This window comes from Blautia acetica, assembly GCF_038739805.1.
In the GTDB taxonomy this organism is placed as follows: Bacteria; Bacillota; Clostridia; order Lachnospirales; family Lachnospiraceae; genus Blautia.
In genome coordinates this window covers 1-22046 of the sequence record NZ_JBBEWO010000005.1, presented here as the reverse complement: position 1 = coordinate 22046, position 22046 = coordinate 1, and the positions used below count along the sequence as shown (strand labels likewise).

Sequence of the window (22046 nt, the reverse complement as noted above, 5' to 3'; positions counted from 1 at the left end):
AGGATATGAAAATGAAATTTATTAACGAGCTTCACGAAGGGGAAAAACTTTCCGGAATTTATTTATGCAAACACAAACAGGCAGCAGTGACAAAGAACGGAAAGCCTTATGAAAACGTAATTTTACAGGATAAAACAGGTACCATTGACGCTAAAATCTGGGATCCGAATTCTCTGGGCATTGATGAATTTGACAGCCTGGATTACATTGACGTGGTGGGAGATGTAAATTCTTTCCAGGGCAGTCTTCAGGTGAGTATCAAACGTGTGCGCAAAGCCGCAGAGGGAGAGTATGAGCCGGGCAATTATCTTCCGGTGAGCAGCAAAAATGTGGATTCTATGTATGAAGGGCTGTTAAGTTATGTGGCAAGTGTGAAAAACCCTTATCTGCACCGATTGCTGGTTTCCTTCTTTGAGGAAGATCAGGATTTCGCAAAGGCATTTCGCGGCAATTCAGCGGCGAAAAGTGTGCACCACGGCTTTATCGGCGGTCTGTTGGAACATACATTAAGCGTAGTCAGCCTGTGTGATTATTACTGTAAGGTCTATCCGATTTTGAACCGGGATTTGCTGCTTACCGCAGCCATGCTGCATGATATTGGAAAAACAGAAGAATTAAGTCCGTTTCCCATGAATGATTATACAGATGACGGACAGCTTCTGGGTCACATTATGATAGGGGCGGAAAGAATCCATGATAAGGCAGGAGAAATCCCCGGATTTCCAAAGAAACTGGAAAGTGAGCTGAAGCATTGTATTCTGGCTCATCACGGGGAGTTGGAATACGGCTCGCCAAAGAAACCGGCACTGCCGGAAGCCCTGGCGCTGAATCTGGCGGACAATACAGACGCGAAGATGGAAACCCTGACTGAAATGTTTGCGTCAGCAGGGCAGCAAAAAGAATGGATTGGTTACAACCGTCTTTTTGAATCCAATTTCAGAAAATCCAGTTGTGAGCAGGAAGGCGGCGTTCATGGAATTTAAGAAGAATGATACGGTAACACTTTATATAGAAGATATGGGACACGACGGAGAGGGCATCGGAAAGGCGGATGGCTATACGCTTTTCGTGAAAGATACCGTGATTGGTGATAAGGTAGAAGCCAAGATTATGAAAATGAAAAAGAACTATGGCTATGCCCGTCTGATGAAAGTGCTGGAACCCTCTAAAGACCGTGTGCAACCCCGCTGTCCCGCGGCCAGAGCCTGCGGGGGCTGTCAGCTGCAGTTCCTTTCTTATGAGAAGCAGTTGGAATTTAAGAAAAATAAGGTGAAGGGAAATCTGGAGAGAATCGGAGGCTTTGAAAATATCTGTATTGAGCAGGTGATTGGTATGGAAGAACCCTGGCGGTACAGAAACAAAGCCCAGTTTCCTGTGGGCAAAAATAAAGACGGGGAAATCATTACCGGCTTTTATGCAGGCAGAACCCATTCCATTATTTCCAATAAAAACTGTTATTTGGGTACAGAAGTGAATGAGCAGATTCTGGAGGAAGTTCTGGTTTACATGAAGGAGAATCACATAGAGCCTTACGATGAGGTTTCCGGTACCGGACTGGTTCGCCATGTCCTTATCCGCTGCGGCTTTAAGACAGGGGAAATTATGGTCTGTCTGGTTCTTAACGGAGACGCTCTGCCGAAAGCGGAGAAGCTGACGGCGCGGCTGCAGGAGATTCCCGGCATGACCAGTATTACCTTTAATGTGAATAAGAAGAGAAATAATGTGATTTTAGGTGATAAAATTGTGAAACTGTGGGGGCAGGACTACATTTCAGACTATATTGGAGAAGTACAGTATCGAATTTCTCCCCTTTCCTTTTATCAGGTGAATCCGGTACAGACGGAGAAGCTGTACAACACGGCCCTGGAGTATGCGGGGCTTACCGGAAAGGAAATTGTGTGGGATTTGTACTGCGGTATCGGGACGATTTCTCTTTTTCTGGCACAGAAGGCCAAGCAGGTCTATGGTGTGGAGATTGTGCCTGCGGCTATTGCAGATGCCAAGAAAAATGCGGAAAGAAACGGGATTGCAAATGCGGAATTTTATGTAGGAAAGGCAGAAGATGTGCTTCCGAAAAAATATGAGGAGGAAGGTGTTTCTGCCGATGTGATTGTGGTAGACCCGCCTAGAAAGGGCTGCGATGAGGCGCTGCTGGAGACTATGCTGAAGATGAATCCGGAGAGGATTGTATATGTGAGCTGCGATTCTGCTACCCTGGCCAGGGACTTAAAGCGGCTGTGCGCGGAGAAGTATGAGGTGAAGAGAGTAGCGGTGTGCGATATGTTTCCGCAGGGGGTGCATGTGGAGACGGTTGTTCTTTTGTCCCAACAAAAACCAGATGACACGATAGAGATCGACTTAGACCTGGACGAGCTGGATGCCACCAGTGCCGAGTTGAAAGCAACCTATCAGGAAATCAAAGATTATGTGCTGAAAGAATTTGGCTTGAAGGTTTCAAGTTTATATATTTCTCAGGTAAAACGCAAATGTGGAATTGAAGTGGGAGAAAACTATAATCTTCCAAAATCAGAAAATGCAAGAGTTCCACAATGCCCGAAAGAGAAAGAAGATGCTATCAAGGCTGCCCTGAAATATTATGCGATGATCTAAGGACATCGCTGATTTCAAGGAGGAATAACACATGAAAAGCACATTTGAAAAAATGGGTGGAACCTACACACTTGGCGCAGACGGAATTTACTATCCGAATCTTGTCAGTACAGATGAAGAAGCGCATTATGGGAAATACGGAATGTTGCGGAAACCATATCTGAAAGAGCATCGTCCGGCAATGTATTCACTGTATATGTTGGAAGACAGATTGACAGAACATCTGAATGCGGTGGACGATGAAACACAGGAGAAAATGGATATTCTGGTGAGTCAGATGATGGAGAAGCAGGGCATTACGGAAGAATTGAAAGCTCGTGACCAGATGGAATGGGTTAGAGCGGTAAATAATGTCCGGAATGCTGCAGAAGAGATTGTGTTGAAAGAATTAGTGTATATTTAAAGCGTGGAAAGCTCCTTCGGGAGCTTTTCAGTGTTTGTAAGAGTTTATATAGAAAATGGGCTAAGAAGGTGGTATGATCAAAATAACAGATTAAAATTTATATTAAGAAATGAATTTAAAATTTTTAATTATGAAATAAAACGTAAGATAATTTCAGAGGTGAGAATAATGGATAGAATTGCATTAGTAATCGGTAATTCTGATTATTCAAATGTAGGGAAATTGAATAATCCTAAGAATGATGCTGACGATATTGCTAGTATTTTGAACAAATTAAATTTTGATGTTACAAAAATAATGGATGCAAATTTAATAGATATTCAAAAATCTGTTAATGATTTTTTACAGGCATTAGATGAATATGCTGTAGGGGTATTTTTTTATGCAGGGCATGGTATGCAAATCGACGGTAAAAATTTTATCGTTCCTATTGATTTAAAGTTAAGTGATAAAAGCAAGACAATGGTCTCTTGTTATTGTTTAAATTCGCTGTTAGAAGGTGCATCTTCATATAAGGGAAAAACATTAATATGTATATTGGATGCATGTCGAGATAATCCTTTTGCTATGGGGAGGGGATTTTTAACAGGCTTTGCGCCATTTAATAATCCACCTAAAGGTACTATGATTGCTTATTCTACAAGCGCTGACTGTAGTGCATTTGATGGACAATGTAGTAATGGATTATATACACAAGTTTTAAAAGATGCTATGCTTATTCCAAATTTGAAAATTGAAGAAATGTTTAAATTTGTTAGAAATAAAGTGTCAGAAATATCAATTAGCCAATACGGAGAAGAACAGCTTTCATGGGAATATTCTTCGTTAGTGGGAGACTTTTATTTTTCTGTTACGCCACAACCAGTCAATGAACAGGTTACTGATGAGAAAATATATGAATTCATATGTGCTCGTCGAAAATCTTATGAGAATGCTTCGGATAATATTTATGATATTGAATGTTTGCCATATATAGATGCCTATAATAAATATCATATACCAATTATTAAAATTTTACGTGCATATTCAAGAGTAGATTATTCAAAAAGAGGATTTCAGTTTTCGGATGCTACTATAGATCAGTTAAACAGCAATTATTTGTCATCATGGGGATTTATACAGAAATATGGTAGATGGTATTATAAAAATCATTACGTTGAGATGGGAGATTTATTGCCATTGCCCGAGGAATTAGAACCTAAACAACCTATTAATGGAAAGGAATTGAAGATTGAAGCTTCATTGAGCTGGAAAATGAATGATGGAAAGATAAGATTTCAAGTATCTTCTAATATTCCAGAGGAAACCCCATTAATGTTTACATTACGTGGCAAAGAATATACAGCTCAATGTAAATCTGTAGCAGGTAATAGAATTTCAATAAGTGAATGGTTTAGTGACAGAGGTAATCCTATGAAAAATGGATTTTATACTATAGATGTGTCATGTCCGATATATAGTGTATTGCCAGAAAAGATAAAGAAAATATTTGGTGAACGTAATAGAAATATATGTGGACAATATGTTAAATTTGAACCAGTGGGAGGAAATACGATTCATTTTTCGTATGGATTAGTTCTTAAAAATAGTAAAGTTCAAGTTATTGATATGCAACAAAGAATCTCAGCATTATAATGAATGTGGTTTTATACAAGAAAACATGGCAGATTGTAACTGGTTAAAGTGAATTGGGCGTATGGAATTTTTAAATCCATACGCCTTTTAAACAAGAGAGTTGTAAGAGCATATTATCTACTCGATGATGATTATAACTCCATATCATATGATCTTTTCTTAGCTCTGGCAGGCTGATTTCGCCGCATCTCCTGTTTCCTCTGATGTTCAAGTTCCCAGGCACGATGGGAAAAAACATCAGGATCTTCCACATTGAGATAATCTACCTCATTGGCTGCAATATCACGACGGTGATAGTCATAATATTTACCGAAAGTACCTTTGAGCTGTTCGATTATCTTATCCCGAAAATCAGGACGTATCTGGATTCGGTTGTCCAGCAATTCTGTATACTGTTCTGGTTCAGGACGAAATTTTTCTTCCCGGAAAGCGGCGGCATCTTTTTCAAGCTGTTTTTTGAGCGAGATGTCTTGAGAATCCAGGATATCAAGATTGTTATTCATCTGGTCATATTTTTTGGATAGATTCGTCATATCTTTATCGGTAGAGCATTCTGCCTGGAAGATTAGCTGCTCTTTCCTTGATTTCAGTTCTTCGATTTCTTCGGTAATAGTGGTAAGCTGCTGATTTAATTTTATATGCCGGATGGGATTCAAAATACTGGTTTTATCCTTTTGCACATTCAGTTCTTTCCGTTCCGTAACTTTAGCTTTGAGTTCCTTTTTAACTGTGTTGTATTTATTCAGTATTGGATTGAAATGATTCATCCAGTCATGGATCACTTCTTTTTGCATCTCATTATGAAGTAAATGATACTGTATAAAAATCATATGATTGCGGATCGCTTCTAACGTTTCAGCTATTATTGGAATAGACTTTTCTACAGCTTCAGCCAGTTTTGCTACCTTTGCTTTTAATTCTCGGAGCATTTTGTTACCCGCACGAATCTGACGGTTGATTTCACAGCGGTCTGCTACACATGGCTGTCATGGCGGCAATCTGTGGATTGAAAGATGCACATTGAATGATTGAGAAGTTGATTCATTTCCGTCAGGTAATGTATGATCGTTAAAGACTCGTGATACTGCCCGGAGGCTTCGGGCGGTATCCTTAAAATAGATTAGTAAGTAACAGTCGAAAGACTTAAAAATAGATTTGTTTGTCATGAAAAGGAGCGATGACTTATGTTGATGCCTAGTATTTTTGGAGAAAACTTATTTGATGATGACTGGATGGACTTCCCGTTTAAAGATGAGTTCTGGGGCAAGAAGAATCCGCTTTATGGTAAACATGCGCAGAACATGATGAAAACGGATATCCGTGAAACTGATGGCAGTTATGAACTGGATGTGGATCTTCCGGGATTTAAGAAAGACGAGATTAAGGTTCAGCTGAAGGATGGTTATCTGACACTGTCAGCAGCCAAAGGTCTTGATAAAGATGAACAGGATAAGAAGGGCAACTACATCAGACGTGAACGTTATGCTGGTACTTTAAGCAGAAGCTTCTATGTTGGTGATGCAGTCAGTGAAGAAGATATCCATGCGAAATATGAAGACGGTATTCTGAAACTTTCTGTTCCGAAGAAAGCACCGAAAGCCGTTGAAGAAAAAGATGGTTACATCGCAATCGAAGGTTAACTTCCATTGCTTATTCTCCCCCCATATATAGCCGGGATCGGAAAGGATCCCGGCCTTTTTTACATGAGAAATAAATTATTCTGTTGTATTGCGGCGAATTAATATAGGTGTAATCTGTTTATGGATGGGTTCACCCAATGGTTTGGGAACACGCTTTTTCTGTTCCTCCATCTGCTGGACCAGAAGATCCATGGCAGTTTTTGCAATCACATCGATCTGCTGTCCGATGGTTGTGATCGGAAGGATTGCCTTGCTGGCAATCGGAGAATTGTCAAATCCAACAATCTCGTAAGTGGAAGGAAATGTCCCGTATTTTTGGAAAATTAAATTAAGAAACATATTAGCATAGGTATCGTTCGCAAGAAAGATACCTTTTTTTTGATCGGGGTATTTTGATTCTATCTTATTGAAAATCTCTCGGATTACATCCAAAAGCTCATGATAAGAAGCACCTTTTACACTCAAATCTATATCATATGGCACATGATATTCTTCACAAGTTGCCTGAAAGGCCCAGATTCGGTCATAAGCCGGAGCGGATTTATTCACATTGACATTTATGTGAATTAATATATCACATTTATCTCGAATCAACAGAGAAGTAGCCTGAAGTGCTCCCATATAGTTGTCAGTATTGACGCTGCTGATATGTTCTGCTTCGCGTTCAATTGCGATGACAGGAATCTGGTAGGAAGCGAGTTTCTCAGATGGAAGAGTGTGACTTAAAACAATCAGTCCTTCAATCTGATAAGACAGAAGTTCTTCAATATACTGTTGTTCTTCTTCTGCGCCATGTTCGCTGACGAAAACAAGAAACTTATAATGATAATCACGGTAGCTGGAAAGGAATTGTGTCAGCATCTCAGAATAATAGTGCAGGTAAAGATTCGGAACAATGATTCCAATAAATTCACTTTTTCCATTTGCCAGAACTTTTGCCAGCTTATTCTTTTTATATCCAAGTGTGTCAAGAGCTTGTGAAATCTTTTCCTGGTTTTCCAAGGTAAGAGAATCAGGATGATTGAAGTATCTTGATATTGTAGTTTTTGAAAAATTGGTGTATTCCGCAATATCTGCAAAAGTTACCTGTTTCTTTTTACTCATAAAAGTTGAATCTCCTTCAATATGATGGCTGACGGTTAATAATATTTTTCAGTATAGCAATTTTGATGGAAAAACGCAACGATAAAATAACTGATTACGTAACCGGTTATTTTAGTATACAAAAGTGTTGACAGAAAGAAATGGATATAGTAATATCAAATCATAAAATAACCGGTTACGTAACCGGTTCTCATAAAATCAATGGAATGGAGGAAGAAGTGCATGAAAAGAATGCAAAATCAAGCAAAGTCCGTAAGCAAGCGAACGTGGAGAGAAAAGATGACTTATGTGAAGAAAAACTGGCAGTTATATCTTTTTTTCCTGATGCCAGGACTTTTACTGACAATTATTTTTAAGTATCTCCCGATGGGAGGTCTTCTGATTGCTTTTGAAGATTACAATGTAATAAAAGGAGTTCTTGGTAGTCCCTGGGTAGGGCTTGAGTATTTCAGACGATTCTTATCTTCACCAGATTTTATGAACTATCTGATGAATACGTTGAAATTGAGTATCTATGGATTACTGTGGGGATTTCCGGTTCCAATCATTCTTGCATTGCTTCTGAATCGTATTCGTAAGACCGGAATTAAGAAGAAAGTGCAGCTTTTGATCTATATGCCAAACTTTATTTCAGTCATCGTGCTTTGTGGTATGGTTCGTATGCTTTTATCTCCTGTAGGCCCACTGAATAAAGTATTAGGAATCAGTACAAACTGGATGACAATGCCTTCTGCATTCCGGACAATTTACATTGCAAGTGGAATCTGGCAGACCGCAGGATGGGCATCTATCATGTACACAGCAGCACTGGCGAATGCCAGCAAGGAGCTGGAAGAAGCAGCCCTCATGGATGGAGCGAATCTTCTGCAGCAGATCTGGTATGTAGAATTGCCGGCAATTAAGAATATCATTGTAATTCAGTTTATTTTGCAGGCTGGAAATATCATGAGTATTGGTTTCGAAAAAGCTTATGCTTTACAGACAGATATGAACCTTCCGGCATCAGAAATCCTGTCTACATATGTATACCGTATTGGACTTCTGAATGGAGACTATGGATATTCGACAGCGGTAGGTCTTTTCAATTCAGTTGTAAATGTTATCTTGCTGATCTTTGTGAACTGGGTTGTTAAGAAACTGAATGATGGAGAAGGATTATAGAAAAGAGGGAGAAGAGATGGAGAAAAAAAAGAGAAAATATTCAAGGACAGACAAAGTAATCCTTGGAATCGGATTTACTATTCTTGGTTTATTCGTCCTTTCTATAGCGATACCGATTATTTATGTAGTACTCGCATCCTTTATGGATCCTACTGTTTTGAATAACCAGGGATTGAGTTTTAACACCAAGGACTGGACATTAGACGCATATCGAAGAGTATTAGAGAACGAAATGATCTGGCGTGGATTTTTGAATTCCTTCCTGTATTCACTTGCATTTGCAGTAATTTCTGTTTTTGTGACATTACTGGCTGCGTATCCACTGTCAAAGAAGGAATTTGTAGGAAGAGACTTTTTCAATGTTATTTTCCTGATCACAATGTTCTTTGGTGGTGGAATGATTCCTACATTTATCCTGATCAATCAGCTGCACATGGTTAATACAGTGTGGGCAATCCTGATTCCAGGAGCATTTAATGTATGGAATATGATTCTTGCCAGAACTTATTATCAGTCAATCCCGACAGAATTAAGAGAAGCATCTGCGATTGACGGTGCAAATGAGATCCAGCATTTCTTTAAAATCATGCTTCCGGTATGTAAGCCAATCATCGCAGTACTGGCACTCTGGTCTTTTGTTGGAATGTGGAACAGTTATTTCGATGCAATGATTTATCTGAATGATGCAAATCTTCAGCCATTACAGCTGGTACTCCGTTCCATCCTGGTACAGAATACACCACAGCCTGGAATGATCGCTGATATTCAGAGTACAGCAGAAATGGCAAAAGTAGCAGAACAGCTGAAATATGCAACGATCGTAGTATCAAGTTTACCACTGTTAGTAATGTACCCATTCTTCCAGAAATACTTTGATGAAGGAATTATGGTCGGATCGGTAAAAGGCTAATAAGAAAGGAACGATACAGATATGAAGAAAAGAAAAGTAAATGCATTGCTTGCAATTGTACTGTCCCTGACGATGATGGTGGGAGTTGCAGGATGTGGAAAAAAGCAGCAGCTTGAGGCTGAAATTGATCCGGGTACACCTGTATCGGAGGTGCAGTTTCCATTAAAGGAAACTGCAGAGCTTTCCTTTATTACAAGTGCACCGGCTACATCAACACAGGATCCGAATGAACGAGTAATTTTTCAGCGAATGGAAGAGCAGACCAATGTTCATATTGACTGGACTTGTTTTGTATCGGATCAGTTCTCTGATAAGAAGAATCTGGCGCTTGCACAATTTGGAAATCTGCCAGATGGATTATTCAATGCCGGAATGAGTGATTATGATCTGTTGCGTTATGCAAAACAGGGGATTATCATTCCGCTGGAAAATCTGATAGATAAATATATGCCGAATTTACAGGCAGTGTTTGAAAAATATCCAGAATACAGGACAATGTGCACCGCACCAGATGGACATATTTATTCCTTCCCATGGATTGAACAGCTTGGTTTTGGGAAAGAAGCCATTCAGGCAATCGGAGATATTCCGTATATTAATAAAAAATGGTTGGATTATCTAGGACTCGAGATTCCGACAACAACAGATGAACTGGAACAGGTATTGATTCAATTCCGTGATCATGCAGATGAGCTTGAAAAAGAATTTTCGATTGAAGGTGCTGTGATTCCAATGTCATTTATCATCAATAATGGTGACCAGGATCCGGCAATTCTGCTCAATGGATTTGGAGAAGGCTATGGAGATACAGGAGATCATTTCGCTGTAACGGACGAAGGAAAAGTTATTTATACAACCGTTCAGGAAGGATACAAAGAAGGAATTGAGTGGTTACATAAACTTGTAACAGAGGATCTGGTCGACCCGGAAGCATTTACACAAGAGTGGTCTACTTATGTCGCCAAAGGAAAGAATCACCGCTATGGTCTCTGCTTTACATGGGATATCGCCAATATTGATAATAATGAAGATTATGTTATGCTGCCGGCTCTGACAGGACCAGATGGTATGCGGAACATTACAAGACAGAATAACAGTGAAACAAGTGGATATGATCGTGGAAGATGTGTTCTTACATCCAGCTGCCGTAACACAGCACTTGCTGCTGCATGGATCGATCAGATGTATGCACCACTTCAGTCACCGCAGAATAACTGGGGAACTTATGGAGAGAAGGATTCCTTTAACATTTTTGAACTGTCTACCAATAAAGATGGTGGAGAAATGCTGAAACACATGGATCTGGGGGATCAGTCTCCGGTAGAAGTACGTGAAGCACAATCTGTAAATGGTCCTCTTGCAGTTCTGAATGAATATTATGACGTCTATGTAACACAGCCAGAGGATGCAAAATGGCGTCTGGACAATATGCATGAAACTTATTTACAGGATATGAACAGTAAATATGTTTATCCAAACGTATTCATGAGCATTGATGATACCAATAAAGTATCTCAGTATGATACAGATATCAAAAAATATGCAGAACAGAAGAAAGCAGACTGGATCCTGAATGGCGGAATTGAAAAAGAGTGGGATTTTTATCTGAAGAAAATGGAACAGTATGGACTTTCTGATTATATTTCAATTAAACAGAAATACTTTGATGAGTATCAGAAGTCGTTGAGTGAAGAAAAATAACGATACAAACAACAGGAGAATTTTCATGAGTGAGATGTTAGAAAAGGCTAGAAAATATGAAGCTGAACAGGGGCTGCAGATAAAAGCAGAGGATCGACCGGCTTTTCATGTGAGTCCATATGTTGGATGGATGAATGATCCAAATGGTTTTTCCTGCTATCAGGGAGAGTATCATTTGTTTTACCAGTATAATCCATATGATACACATTGGAACAGTATGCACTGGGGCCATGTGGTAAGTAAAGATCTGCTTCACTGGGAATATCTTCCGGCAGCTCTGGCACCGGATGAAGATTATGATAAGATAGGATGTTTTTCAGGAAGTGCAATAGAACTGGACGACGGCAGACAGCTGCTGATTTATACTGCTGTAGATCAGGAGACGCTTGAAGATGGAACGGCAAGGGATATTCAGACACAGGCAGTGGCTGTTGGAGATGGAAAAAATTATAAGAAATATGAAAAGAATCCGGTTCTGACAGCTAAAGACTTGCCGGAAGGTGCAAGTAAAGTGGATTTCCGGGATCCAAAGATCTGGAAAGAAAAAGATGGGTACTTCTATTGTGTGATCGGAAGCCGTCCGGCAGATGGAAGTGGACAGATTCTTCTTTATAAAAGTGCAGATGGATTTGAATGGGAATTTGTCAGTGTACTGGCAGAAAATAAAAAACGTTATGGAAAGATGTGGGAGTGTCCGGACTTTTTCGAATTAGATGGAAAACATGTTCTTCTGACAAGTCCACAGGACATGTTGCCGGAAGGACTGGAGTTCCATAATGGAAATGGGACCTTATGTATCATCGGAGAGATGGATCCGGAGACACATACCTTAAAAGAAGAGACAGTACAAAGCGTCGATTATGGAATGGATTATTATGCAATGCAGACTTTGCTTGCACCGGATGGCCGTAGAATTATGATTGCCTGGATGCAGAACTGGGATACGACTGCTCATCGTTGTAATGACTCAAAATGGTTTGCGCAAATGAGTCTGCCGAGAGAAGTGTCTGTCAAAAACGGAAGACTTTATCAGACTCCGATCAAAGAACTCGATGCAATGCGTAAAGACAGAGTTGAGTACAACGATGTAGTAATAGATAATGATGCGATCACATTAGACAAAATCGAAGGACGAACTATAGATATGGAACTTGTGATACGTCCGGAAGATAAAGAAAATGTGTATAAGAAATTTGTATTACGTTTTGCACAAAATGAGAAGTTTTATACAGAATTAAGTTTCCGCCCGGATGAGTCTGTCCTGAAAATTGACAGAAAATTTTCAGGAACCGAACGAGCATTAGTTCATCAGAGAAGGTGTCTGGTAAATGGCGATGCCAATGAATTAAAGCTTCGTGTGATCTTGGATAGATTCAGTGCTGAAATATTTATTAATGACGGTAAGCAGGTTATGTCTGCTGTTATATTTACAGAACAAGAGGCAAAAGGAATTTCATTCTTTGCTGAAGGTGCAGCTAAAATCGATATAGTGAAATACAATCTGGTTTAGGACAAAAATTATATTGAAATTGAAGATGCATGGATAATGATAGGGGATTCCTGAAACGGGAATCCCTTTTGCATATAGGAGCATAGTATCAATGCTAGAAGAAATGTCGTTTTTTGCGGCAGAATGGAGAATATGATGAAAAAATATGATGTAGTGGCACTTGGAGAATTGTTAATTGATTTTACAGAAAATGGAAAAAGTAATCAGGGAAACCCACTTTTTGAGGCAAATCCAGGAGGCGCACCCTGCAATGTACTTGCAATGCTGACGAAACTAGGACATAAGACGGCATTCATCGGAAAAGTAGGTGAAGACTTTTTCGGAGAACAGCTGAGAGATGTGATAACAGAAGTAGGGATTGATGCAAAAGGATTATGTACAGACAAGGAAATCCATACAACACTGGCAATGGTGCATACTTATCCGGATGGAGACAGAGATTTCTCATTTTATCGAAATCCGGGAGCAGACATGATGTTGAATAAAACGGAAGTTCAGGCAGAACTTATTAAAGAAACAAAAATCTTCCATTTCGGAACATTGTCTATGACACATGAAGGAGTACGTGAAGCAACAAAAGAAGCAATCCGTATTGCAGAAGAGTCTGGTGCAGTTATTTCTTTTGATCCGAACTTACGTCCACCTCTTTGGAATTCTTTGGATGAGGCAAAGGAACAGGTATTATATGGATTAGCACACTGTCATATTCTGAAAATTTCAGATAATGAGATTCAGTGGCTGACAGGTGAAGAAGATTATACTGCCGGGGTAAACTGGATTAGAGAAAGATATCAGATTCAGTTGATTCTTGTATCTATGGGGAAAGAAGGAAGTCGTGCATACTATAACGGAACGATGGTAGAAGTAAAACCGTTCCTTCAGAAAAATACAATTGAGACAACAGGAGCAGGAGATACATTCTGTGGTTGTGTATTACATTATATTTGTGAACACGGAATGGAAGGTTTAGATGAAAATAAACTAAAGGAAATGTTGACTTTTGCAAATGCAGCAGCATCTGTGATCACAACAAGAAAAGGAGCATTGCGTGTAATGCCGACGAGGGATGAAATTCAGAAAACATGTGAAATGTGAAGATGACATTCTGAAACTTTCTGTTCCGAAGAAAGCACCGAAAGTCGTTGAAGAAAAAGATGGTTATATCGCAATTGAAGGTTAACTTCCATTGCTTATTCTCCCCATATATAGCCGGGATCCGAAAGGATCCCGGCCTTTTTGTGTGAAGAATTATGACTGGACCAGTTCTCTGTCTTTGCCGATAAAGAAAAGGGCAATTGTATCAGGACCGACATGACTTCCGGTGCAGAAGTCGTAAGATGTGTTGATAAAATCACGTATGTTGATTTTTTCTCTTATTTTATCCATGATATAAAGAGAATCTTCGTAAGCGTCGGCATGTGCAATATCGATGATCTGTTCTTCAGGTTTTATAATATTATCACAAACCAGATTGATCAGAGTATTCAGGGCTGCTTTACGTCCACGGACATTTTTATAAGTTACAATATAGCCATCTTTGTTTCTTCTGAGAATAGGCTTGATTTTGAGAACATTTCCGATAGTGGCTATTAATGTGACAAATTGTAACACCAAATTTAAAACATTTCAATAGCTTATGCTGACCAGAATCACGTACCAAATCTTTACGTGCGTTCGACTTGAATTTATGCTAAAATAAGAGAATAAATAAGAATCAGGAGCAATAAGAAATGAACCAGAAAGATTTTAAAAACAAAAGTGAGATGCAGATATTCCTGTCATATTTTAGACCACACAGGAAGCTGTTTTTGCTGGATATGGTATGTGCTCTGGCAATAGCAGTAATAGATCTGGCATTTCCGTTTATTTCTAGGTGGTGTATGTACAAGCTGCTGCCGGATAATGCGTGGAGGACATTCTGGACGGTAATGGTCGTTGTGTTCTGTGCGTATATCCTGCGGTCAGTTTTTACCTATACTATTACTTACTGGGGACATAGCTGGAAAAGATGTTGTGGAAGTTTATTATAACCCGCCATATACCAATGGAGGAATTGAGAAATCAACGGCAAATCTTATTGGATATGAGAAAACAAATGAATTGAAACCAGGTGAATCACAGACGGTAACAATTTCTTTTACAGCTGAGGACATGGCTTCTTATGATTACCTGGAAAATGGATGCTACGTGCTGGAAGCAGGAGATTATGAGATCAGTATCAACAGCGATTCTCATAATGTGATCGATTCTGTTACTTATACAGTAGATGAAGATATTGTTTATGATGAGGCAAATCCACGTTCGACAGACTTGACTGCTGCTGTAAATCAATTCGGTTATGCAGACGGACATCTTACCTATTTATCACGTAAAGATGGCTTCAAGAATTATGATGAAACAACAGCTGCACCTGCGAGCACGTCTATGCCGGAGGATTTAAAAGAGGGATTTATTGTAACTTCCAACTATGAAATGCCGGAAATTCCAGATGCCGAAATGCCTGTGACTGGTGCGGATAATGGAATGAAACTGACGGAGCTTCGCGGTGCAGATTATGATGATGAGCGTTGGGAAACACTTCTGGATCAGCTTACAATTGATGAGATGCAGAATATGATCGCCCATGCCGGATTCCAGACTGCAGAAGCAAAAAGCGTTGAAAAAGTTGCTACTGTTGACTGCGATGGACCATCCGCTGTGAGCAATAACTTTACAGGTGCAGGTTCTGTAGGATTCCCGTCAAATGTTATGATCGCCTGCACATGGAATAAGGATTTAGCTCATACATACGGATATGATATGGGAAAAATGGCTACAGAACTTGGTTGCTCTGGATGGTATGCACCATCTATGAACCTTCATAGAAGTGCATTTGGTGGGCGTACATATGAGTACCCGTCAGAGGACCCAATCATTGCAGGAACTATGTCTGCACAGGTTGTAAATGGTGCTGCTGAGAATGGTGTTTATGCATATATGAAACATTTTGCAATGAACGAGCAGGAGACAAACCGTTGGATTATGATCTGCACTTGGTCAAATGAACAGGCAATGCGTGAACTGTATTTGAAACCATTCGAAATCTGTGTAAAAAACAGCAATATTACAGCTACAATGTCTTCCTTTAACTACATTGGAAATGTGTGGGCTGGCGGAAATTACGAACTGCAGACAACGCTTCTCCGTGATGAATGGGGATTCAAAGGCTTTGTAGAAACCGACTATTTTGCTGGTGCATTTAACATGAATGCAGATCAGGTAATCGCAACTGGCGGTTCCTGCTGTTTGTCTACATTTGATGTAGGAACAAACTTTGTTACAGATACATCTGACCCATCCACAGTTCAGTATATGAGAACTGCCTGCAAGAACATTATGTATACTGTTGTGAACAGTAATGCATATGCTGGTGAAACATCTTTAACACTGGCATTGTGGATGAAAATCATGGTTGGTGTGGACGTGGCAGTAGCTGTTATCCTGATTCTTCTGGAAGTAGTTCTGGTGAAGAAATATAAGAAGAGAAAAAGTGTGTTAATTGTTGTTGAGTAATAGATAGTGATGAATTCATGAAGATGCAATGCTGTCTACATTCAACGGAGAAGAGAACAATGTAGCCAATCCGGAGCATCCAACATCTGTACTTCAGATGAGAAATGCCTGCAAAAATGTCATGTATACAGTTGTAAGCAGCTGGGCTTATGATGGAAAACACAAAGAAACAGGTATGGAAAACTGGAAGAAAGCAGGAATTGGTATCGACGTAGTAATAGCACTTTTCATAGCAGGAATGGAAGTATTGGTAATCAGAGGATATAAGAAAAGAAAGAATACTTTGGTGAGGAATCCATGTTTGTGACAACAAATGTGTACATGTAAACCATCTGGTTTTCCGGCTTTTCAACCTTGCAAACCACACGCCTTTCATAAGGCCATGGACCTGCTTTGTACATGAATTCACCATAAACTACCGCATAATCAACTTTGTTATTCCTGGTGATTTCATCAAGCTCATCCACAAGATGGGATGCTTTTTCACGGAGAATACCATTCTCCTTCAGCCGGATGACATAGCTTGTGCCATTTTCCTCGCACTGCTTGTAAAGGTCAGGCGTAGCAAAACCGCTGTCACCCCGAAGCAGAATTTGGATTGTTGGATAATCATTCAGATATTCATCAAGTATCAGTTGCAGGAAGTCAACCACTCCAGTGCAGGAATACTGTGTTCCATCACGAAGTTGGATTTTTATCAGATCCCCAGTCATTCCATCATAACAGACAAGTGGATGGTATCCATTGCTCTGATAATGAAAGTTAAAGGCTCGGCCTTCCTGTTTGCCGTATGCATCAAGAAGAGTGGAATCCAGATCCAGAATAACAGCCTGTGGCATCTGAATACTGTAAACTCTTTTTCGAAGTATTCTGCCAATCGTAAGGAATTGGTTTAAAGTATCTTCATCCATACGGTTAAAGAATCTTGATACCGTAGGTTGTGATGCTAAAGCATCTTTATTTAGTACTGCTTTAAATACTGGGTCATTTGTAAGTTCATCTGAAGCATCATCTTCAAAATAACCTGCAATAATCATATAGATTATCTGAAGGAGATTCTCCTTGTCAGTGTGATATCTAAATGATGCAGAATCATTAGTCTTAAATGAGCGACTGAAAAGTTTATCAATGTCAAGTTTACTTACGAATTCTTTGATAAGAAGCAGGCCTGCATCGGAGGATAAATCTCCTCCATCAAAATTTATTTTAATCTGTCTATTGCTTTCTAGTGATAAGGTGTTTATAATACTCATGAAGGGCTCCTTTGTTTGTATTATTAATGGCTTTGAACACCTTAATTTTATCACAAATGGATGCTCTTTTTTTATTCACTTGATAAGTGAAAAGCAATATTCAATTAAAATACAGCAACTATGTGGCTTTCAGCCACTTTCACGGCTGTGCCGTGAATAATCTAGGTTTATTATAGAAATTGCAAACACGTAGATGGCATCTTTCATCTACGTGTTTGATGTAAATATTGCTTAGTATGGATTAGTTTCTTGGCAATTTTAAAAGATTATCATTCGGAGTATCATTTGGCTCTGAACGAACATATTTTTCTTGATTACTGCTGAGTGCAGGGATTAAGTTTGGATAAGGATAAATGTTTACCTGAATGGAATCAGGGTTATTTTTTAGGTAATCATATAAGGATTCTTTAGCAAAGTATCCTGGGTTAGTACATCCTTCTACGTAAATTTCGGATATTTCAGTTGTATTGTTGGACTGTGCACATCCTGTTTTCATTTTTATTTTTGTTGCTTTCATTTTTTATTTCCTTTCAAATTTTTTTGTGAATATTCTATATAAACAATAAGAAAAGAAATCAAGTCGAACAAAGGTTTTGGTTGTCTGGGAAATTGTTCTGTGTTAAACTTACTTTGGATGAAGTACATTTGTACACAGAGGCCAGTATTCTATTCGCTTAGATGCTGGTTTCTTTTTTATTGAAATTTTTTATTTGTTTTAATTTCATAATCACTATAACACGACTTAACAAAAAAAGTCAATTTAAATTTTGTCCCAATATTGACAAAAATGTCCCGTGGAGATATAATTAAGAAAAAGACAGGGGTGGCACATTATGAAGAAGAAAAGCATTCTTAATTTGATAAAATATTATTCAGAAGAAAATGATGCAGGTTTTAGAAGTGAAGCATATGAGATTGCAAAAGACTTTGATGAATCAGGAGATTACCAATTAGCTGAGTATATTATGGCATTAATGTCAAATGCGAATACATTTGTACCTCAAATGAATGAAAGTGACTCAGCGTTATTTGAAAAAATTGAATCATCTGGAGATAGTTTATGGCTTCCAGATTCGGTCACACAGGATATTCTTGGAATTGTACATGCAGTTGCACATAAAGCTGGAATAAATAAATTCCTATTTCAAGGATCGCCGGGAACAGGGAAAACGGAAGCGGTCAAACAATTGTCTCGTATCTTAAATAGAGATATTTATATGGTGGATTTTGCTGCTGTTATTGATAGTAAATTAGGGCAGACACAAAAAAATATTTCTTCTCTATTTAAAGAAATAAATAATTTTGTTCATCCAGAAAATGTAATAATACTATTTGATGAAATAGATGCAATTGCACTAGACAGAACTAATACAAATGATTTGCGAGAAATGGGAAGAGCGACATCTTCTATGCTTAAAGGAATGGATTATATGGATGAAAGAGTTGTACTAGTTGCGACAACCAATTTATATGAACATTTCGATAAAGCTTTAATTAGAAGATTTGATTCTGTGATAGATTTCAACAGATATACAAAAGGAGATTTAATGTCAATCGCAGAAGAATTTTTAAATAAGTTTTTAGTAAAATTTAAATTAGCAAGTAAGGATATCCGCTTATTTCGTAAAATCATTGGATTGATGGAACCAATTCCATATCCAGGAGATTTAAAAAATTTAATAAGGACAGCGGTTGCGTTTAGTGATCCTGATGATGGAATGGATTATTTTAGACGATTGTACTATGCAGTTAATGGTAAACAGCCTCAAAATTTGAAAGAATTAAAATCTCAGAAATTTACAATTAGAGAAATAGAAATTTTATCGAGGATTCCTAGGAGCACTGTAGCTAGAGAACTTAAGGAGAGCATGGATGAATGATATATTACAACTTAGAGGACAGTTTCAGAAGCGGAAAAATGTGAATGGTTTTGGACCGACGAATCTTCCAAAAGGTTCAAAAGTTACAGCTGAGCATGTCGGAAATATGAAACAACAGTTAAAACAATTAGAGAACTATTGGAAAAATGAGATGACGATAGGTGGAGTTCTAATCAGCGTTCATTATAAGTGCATTGTTGCAAAGAGCAATAGGTTGCAGATTTTGCTTGGAGAAAAAAGTTCACATCCCAACATGTCAATTAGAGGGGCAAAATTTGTGGATGAGAATAACGCAAAAAATGAAAAAGTAAAGAAGCATGTTTTTACGTATTTTATTTCTTTTGAAGCTTTGCGGAAATCAATACAATATTTAGAAAAATGTGAATTGGTTCTAAATGAGTATTATAATGGTGAAATAACAGATAAAGATACCCAATTAATAAATAGTGGAAAATATAATGTAAATATAATGGCTAAATCTAGTTTTTTAAGAGTAGTTGTAGATTCTAATTATGTAGAAAGTTTTAGATTAGATCGTGTAGATGAAACAATCAAAGATAGATCAATTGTAACGATTTATAAAACAGGAGTAAATACAGTAGAATTATTAAGCAAATTTGGCATTGATATGATACATGCTAAAATGATTGATGAAACAACTCTTAGACTTGACGGTAGAGAAATTCAGATTTTGCAAAATAATGCCCCATATTTGATTGCAATGCATGTTAGAGATTTAGCAGAAATTGTTATAGATGAAGATATTGTGAAAGATGAATCAGAAAGTTTAATATCGATTCCAGAACCCACAAATGAACCAACAGTTGGTGTTATTGATACTCAATTTGACAAAAGGGTATATTTTCATAATTGGGTCGTTTCACACAATATGGTTGATCCGAACATCACAATTACTACAGAAGATCGTTTCCATGGAACAGCGGTAACTTCAATAATTGTGGATGGACCAGCGTTTAATCCAAAACTGGATGATGGCTGTGGACGATTTAGGGTAAAACATTTTGGAGTAGCAACAGCAGGTGGATTCAGTTCGTTTACAATCCTTAAAATGATTAGAGATATCATAGCGAGTAACAGAGATATTAAAGTATGGAATCTTTCATTAGGATCGGCGATGGAAATCGATCCCAATTTTATATCGCCCGAAGCAGCAGAGTTAGATAAGATTCAATGTGAGTATGATGTTATATTTGTTGTCGCAGGGACAAACAAAACAAGAAAAATGACAGGAACTGTGAAAATAGGTGCTCCAGCAGATTCACTTAACTCATTAATAGTTAATGCTGTTGATTTTAACGGTAAACCAGCTTCATATACAAGGGTAGGACCGGTACTATCTTTCTTTTATAAACCAGATATTTGCTACTATGGGGGAGATAAACAGGAAAAAATTACAGTTTGTGAACCTTTAGGCATGGCAACAGTATGTGGAACTTCATTTGCTGCACCTTGGATTACAAGAAAAATGGCATATCTTATCCATATCGTAGGATTAAGCAGAGAAGTTGCAAAAGCACTGATAATTGATTCGGCAGCAGGATGGAATCGTCAGGATAATAAATATTTTGCCATGGGGTATGGGGTTGTACCAAAACGTATTGAGGATATTACACATTCCAAAGATGATGAAATTAGATTTATTATGAATGGAACCATTGATGAATATGAAACATATACGTATAATATTCCAGTTCCACAAGATATGAAGGCACATCCTTTTTTTGCAAAGGCAACATTGGCATATTTTCCAAAAAGCGATAGAAATCAGGGTGTAGATTATACAAGTACAGAAATGGATCTCCACTTTGGAAGAATAATTGAAAAAGATGGAAAAGCCATGATTAAAGCTATAGATTACAACAAACAAGCAGATGAAGGAATTCAAAATATTTATGAAGAAGATGCACGTAAACTGTATCGAAAATGGGATAATATAAAACATATTAGTGAGGCAATTAAAGAAAATGCAAGGCCTCGAAAAGCTTATTCAGCGGGAATGTGGGGATTGAGTATTAAAACGAAGGAACGACTTGTTCCAAAAGCAGGAAGAGGATTACAATTTGGTGTGGTTGTTACGTTAAAGGAGATGAATGGTATAAATCGTATTGATGAATTTATAAAATTGTGTATGGTAAGAGGATGGCTTGTCAATAGAATCGATATAGAAAATCAGATTGATGTATACAGTAAGGCAGAAGAAGAAATTGAATTTGAATAGAAAATTCAATGAAATAAGTAAGTGTATGGTTTAATGATTGTGCTGAGGAATGGGTATCAATTATTGAAAATGATTTAAATATTGGTTTGGACGACGATGAACATGTTGAAAGTATCGTGTTGCTTTCAAAACTTAAATCAAATAAGTTGAAGCATATCAATGTGGAATACAAGTAAAGAATATTGACATGGATGTAGAATTTCCTTTATGGCTGATTTCATAACCGACATCAGGTTGATAAAGTTATCATGATAGAACACATCAATTCCGGTAATGAAGCGGCTGGCATCATCAATCAGGGCAATGATATAGATCCGGTGTTTTTTGCCATCCGAATCTGTAAGGCGGGGACCGACGCTGCTGTCCCCGCACCAGACCTCATTGATATGAGGGCGTTCATAGCGGCGCATATCCTTGTTCGGTGTCTGCCGCAGTTCCGACTGAAGCC

The 22046-nt window shown here is 38.3% G+C and carries 19 protein-coding genes and 3 pseudogenes; 16 read left to right on the top strand and 6 right to left on the bottom strand.

Annotation, left to right across the window (positions count from 1 at the left end; translation table 11 throughout):
• The first annotated feature begins 11 nt into the window (after positions 1 to 11).
• The 4 genes from WBS51_RS04720 (at position 12) to WBS51_RS04705 (ending at position 4648) form a co-directional block, all read left to right on the top strand.
• Positions 12 to 983, top strand: a complete 972-nt coding sequence (locus tag WBS51_RS04720; RefSeq protein ID WP_291683306.1) for a 3'-5' exoribonuclease YhaM family protein — start codon at positions 12 to 14, stop codon at positions 981 to 983.
• Positions 973 to 2610 carry a 23S rRNA (uracil(1939)-C(5))-methyltransferase RlmD gene (gene rlmD, locus WBS51_RS04715; protein ID WP_302702877.1) on the top strand — a complete coding sequence of 546 codons (1638 nt, stop codon included), beginning with the start codon at positions 973 to 975 and terminating at the stop codon, positions 2608 to 2610. Before WBS51_RS04720 ends, rlmD begins: the two co-directional genes overlap by 11 nt.
• 31 nt (positions 2611 to 2641) lie before the next feature.
• Positions 2642 to 3013 (top strand): TnpV protein, encoded by a 372-nt coding sequence (locus tag WBS51_RS04710; RefSeq protein WP_294580949.1) that lies wholly within the window; start codon positions 2642 to 2644, stop codon positions 3011 to 3013.
• Positions 3014 to 3181: 168 nt separating this feature from the next.
• Positions 3182 to 4648 carry a caspase family protein gene (locus tag WBS51_RS04705; RefSeq protein ID WP_006859000.1) on the top strand — a complete coding sequence of 489 codons (1467 nt, stop codon included), beginning with the start codon at positions 3182 to 3184 and terminating at the stop codon, positions 4646 to 4648.
• 131 nt (positions 4649 to 4779) lie between these two features.
• On the opposite strand, the pseudogene WBS51_RS04700 reads toward WBS51_RS04705, so the two are convergent.
• Positions 4780 to 5625 (bottom strand): annotated as a pseudogene (locus tag WBS51_RS04700) (MobQ family relaxase); the annotation flags it as partial.
• Positions 5626 to 5832: 207 nt separating this feature from the next.
• Here WBS51_RS04700 and WBS51_RS04695 point away from each other — a divergent pair.
• On the top strand, positions 5833 to 6288 hold the full coding sequence (locus WBS51_RS04695; RefSeq protein ID WP_118750212.1) for an Hsp20/alpha crystallin family protein: 456 nt from the start codon (positions 5833 to 5835) through the stop codon (positions 6286 to 6288).
• A 75-nt stretch (positions 6289 to 6363) separates the two neighbouring features.
• On the opposite strand, the gene WBS51_RS04690 is transcribed toward WBS51_RS04695, so the two are convergent.
• Entirely contained in the window at positions 6364 to 7392 is a 1029-nt protein-coding gene (locus WBS51_RS04690; RefSeq protein ID WP_173750286.1) for a LacI family DNA-binding transcriptional regulator, read from the bottom strand.
• A gap of 140 nt (positions 7393 to 7532) precedes the next feature.
• Here WBS51_RS04690 and WBS51_RS04685 point away from each other — a divergent pair, with 140 nt between their 5' ends.
• The 6 genes from WBS51_RS04685 to WBS51_RS04660 all read left to right on the top strand — a co-directional run bounded on the left by WBS51_RS04685 (position 7533) and on the right by WBS51_RS04660 (position 13769).
• The gene (locus WBS51_RS04685; protein ID WP_342694052.1) at positions 7533 to 7748 is read left to right on the top strand and encodes a hypothetical protein; all 216 of its coding nucleotides are present in this window, start codon (positions 7533 to 7535) and stop codon (positions 7746 to 7748) included.
• Positions 7672 to 8553: an ABC transporter permease gene (locus WBS51_RS04680; RefSeq protein WP_330426800.1), complete on the top strand. Its 882-nt coding sequence runs from the start codon at positions 7672 to 7674 to the stop codon at positions 8551 to 8553. The genes WBS51_RS04685 and WBS51_RS04680 overlap by 77 nt, the downstream gene beginning before the upstream one ends.
• A gap of 16 nt (positions 8554 to 8569) precedes the next feature.
• Positions 8570 to 9463, top strand: coding sequence for a carbohydrate ABC transporter permease (locus tag WBS51_RS04675; protein ID WP_118697337.1), 894 nt, complete (start codon positions 8570 to 8572; stop codon positions 9461 to 9463).
• A gap of 21 nt (positions 9464 to 9484) precedes the next feature.
• On the top strand, positions 9485 to 11164 hold the full coding sequence (locus WBS51_RS04670; protein WP_294580926.1) for a type 2 periplasmic-binding domain-containing protein: 1680 nt from the start codon (positions 9485 to 9487) through the stop codon (positions 11162 to 11164).
• Between the two features lie 25 nt (positions 11165 to 11189).
• Positions 11190 to 12674: a glycoside hydrolase family 32 protein gene (locus WBS51_RS04665; protein WP_173750285.1), complete on the top strand. Its 1485-nt coding sequence runs from the start codon at positions 11190 to 11192 to the stop codon at positions 12672 to 12674.
• Between the two features lie 135 nt (positions 12675 to 12809).
• Positions 12810 to 13769 (top strand): carbohydrate kinase family protein, encoded by a 960-nt coding sequence (locus tag WBS51_RS04660; RefSeq protein WP_118697282.1) that lies wholly within the window; start codon positions 12810 to 12812, stop codon positions 13767 to 13769.
• Positions 13770 to 13922: 153 nt separating this feature from the next.
• On the opposite strand, the gene WBS51_RS04655 is transcribed toward WBS51_RS04660, so the two are convergent.
• Entirely contained in the window at positions 13923 to 14285 is a 363-nt protein-coding gene (locus tag WBS51_RS04655) for a DegV family protein (protein ID WP_294580956.1), read from the bottom strand.
• Between the two features lie 119 nt (positions 14286 to 14404).
• Here WBS51_RS04655 and WBS51_RS04650 point away from each other — a divergent pair, with 119 nt between their 5' ends.
• The 3 genes from WBS51_RS04650 to WBS51_RS04640 are packed head-to-tail and all read left to right on the top strand — an operon-like array spanning position 14405 to position 16533.
• Positions 14405 to 14704, top strand: coding sequence for a 6TM ABC transporter family protein (locus WBS51_RS04650; protein ID WP_302702874.1), 300 nt, complete (start codon positions 14405 to 14407; stop codon positions 14702 to 14704).
• On the top strand, positions 14688 to 16226 hold the full coding sequence (locus WBS51_RS04645; RefSeq protein WP_294580922.1) for a glycoside hydrolase family 3 N-terminal domain-containing protein: 1539 nt from the start codon (positions 14688 to 14690) through the stop codon (positions 16224 to 16226). Before WBS51_RS04650 ends, WBS51_RS04645 begins: the two co-directional genes overlap by 17 nt.
• Before the next feature lie 28 nt (positions 16227 to 16254).
• Positions 16255 to 16533, top strand: a complete 279-nt coding sequence (locus WBS51_RS04640; RefSeq protein ID WP_226853748.1) for a hypothetical protein — start codon at positions 16255 to 16257, stop codon at positions 16531 to 16533.
• Here the strand turns inward: WBS51_RS04640 and WBS51_RS04635 are convergent.
• Positions 16505 to 17479: pseudogene (locus WBS51_RS04635) on the bottom strand (IS1380-like element ISRgn3 family transposase); the annotation flags it as partial. The gene WBS51_RS04640 and the pseudogene WBS51_RS04635 overlap by 29 nt on opposite strands.
• A gap of 241 nt (positions 17480 to 17720) precedes the next feature.
• A complete protein-coding gene (locus tag WBS51_RS04630; RefSeq protein ID WP_173750064.1) occupies positions 17721 to 17996 on the bottom strand; it encodes a DUF3892 domain-containing protein in 276 nt (91 codons plus the stop codon).
• A 316-nt stretch (positions 17997 to 18312) separates the two neighbouring features.
• On the opposite strand from WBS51_RS04630, the gene WBS51_RS04625 reads away from it, so the two are divergent.
• Entirely contained in the window at positions 18313 to 19359 is a 1047-nt protein-coding gene (locus WBS51_RS04625; RefSeq protein ID WP_342694050.1) for an ATP-binding protein, read from the top strand.
• Positions 19352 to 21598, top strand: coding sequence for a S8 family peptidase (locus WBS51_RS04620; RefSeq protein ID WP_342694049.1), 2247 nt, complete (start codon positions 19352 to 19354; stop codon positions 21596 to 21598). Before WBS51_RS04625 ends, WBS51_RS04620 begins: the two co-directional genes overlap by 8 nt.
• 188 nt (positions 21599 to 21786) lie before the next feature.
• On the opposite strand, the pseudogene WBS51_RS04615 reads toward WBS51_RS04620, so the two are convergent.
• A pseudogene (locus tag WBS51_RS04615) lies at positions 21787 to 22046 on the bottom strand (IS481 family transposase); the annotation flags it as partial.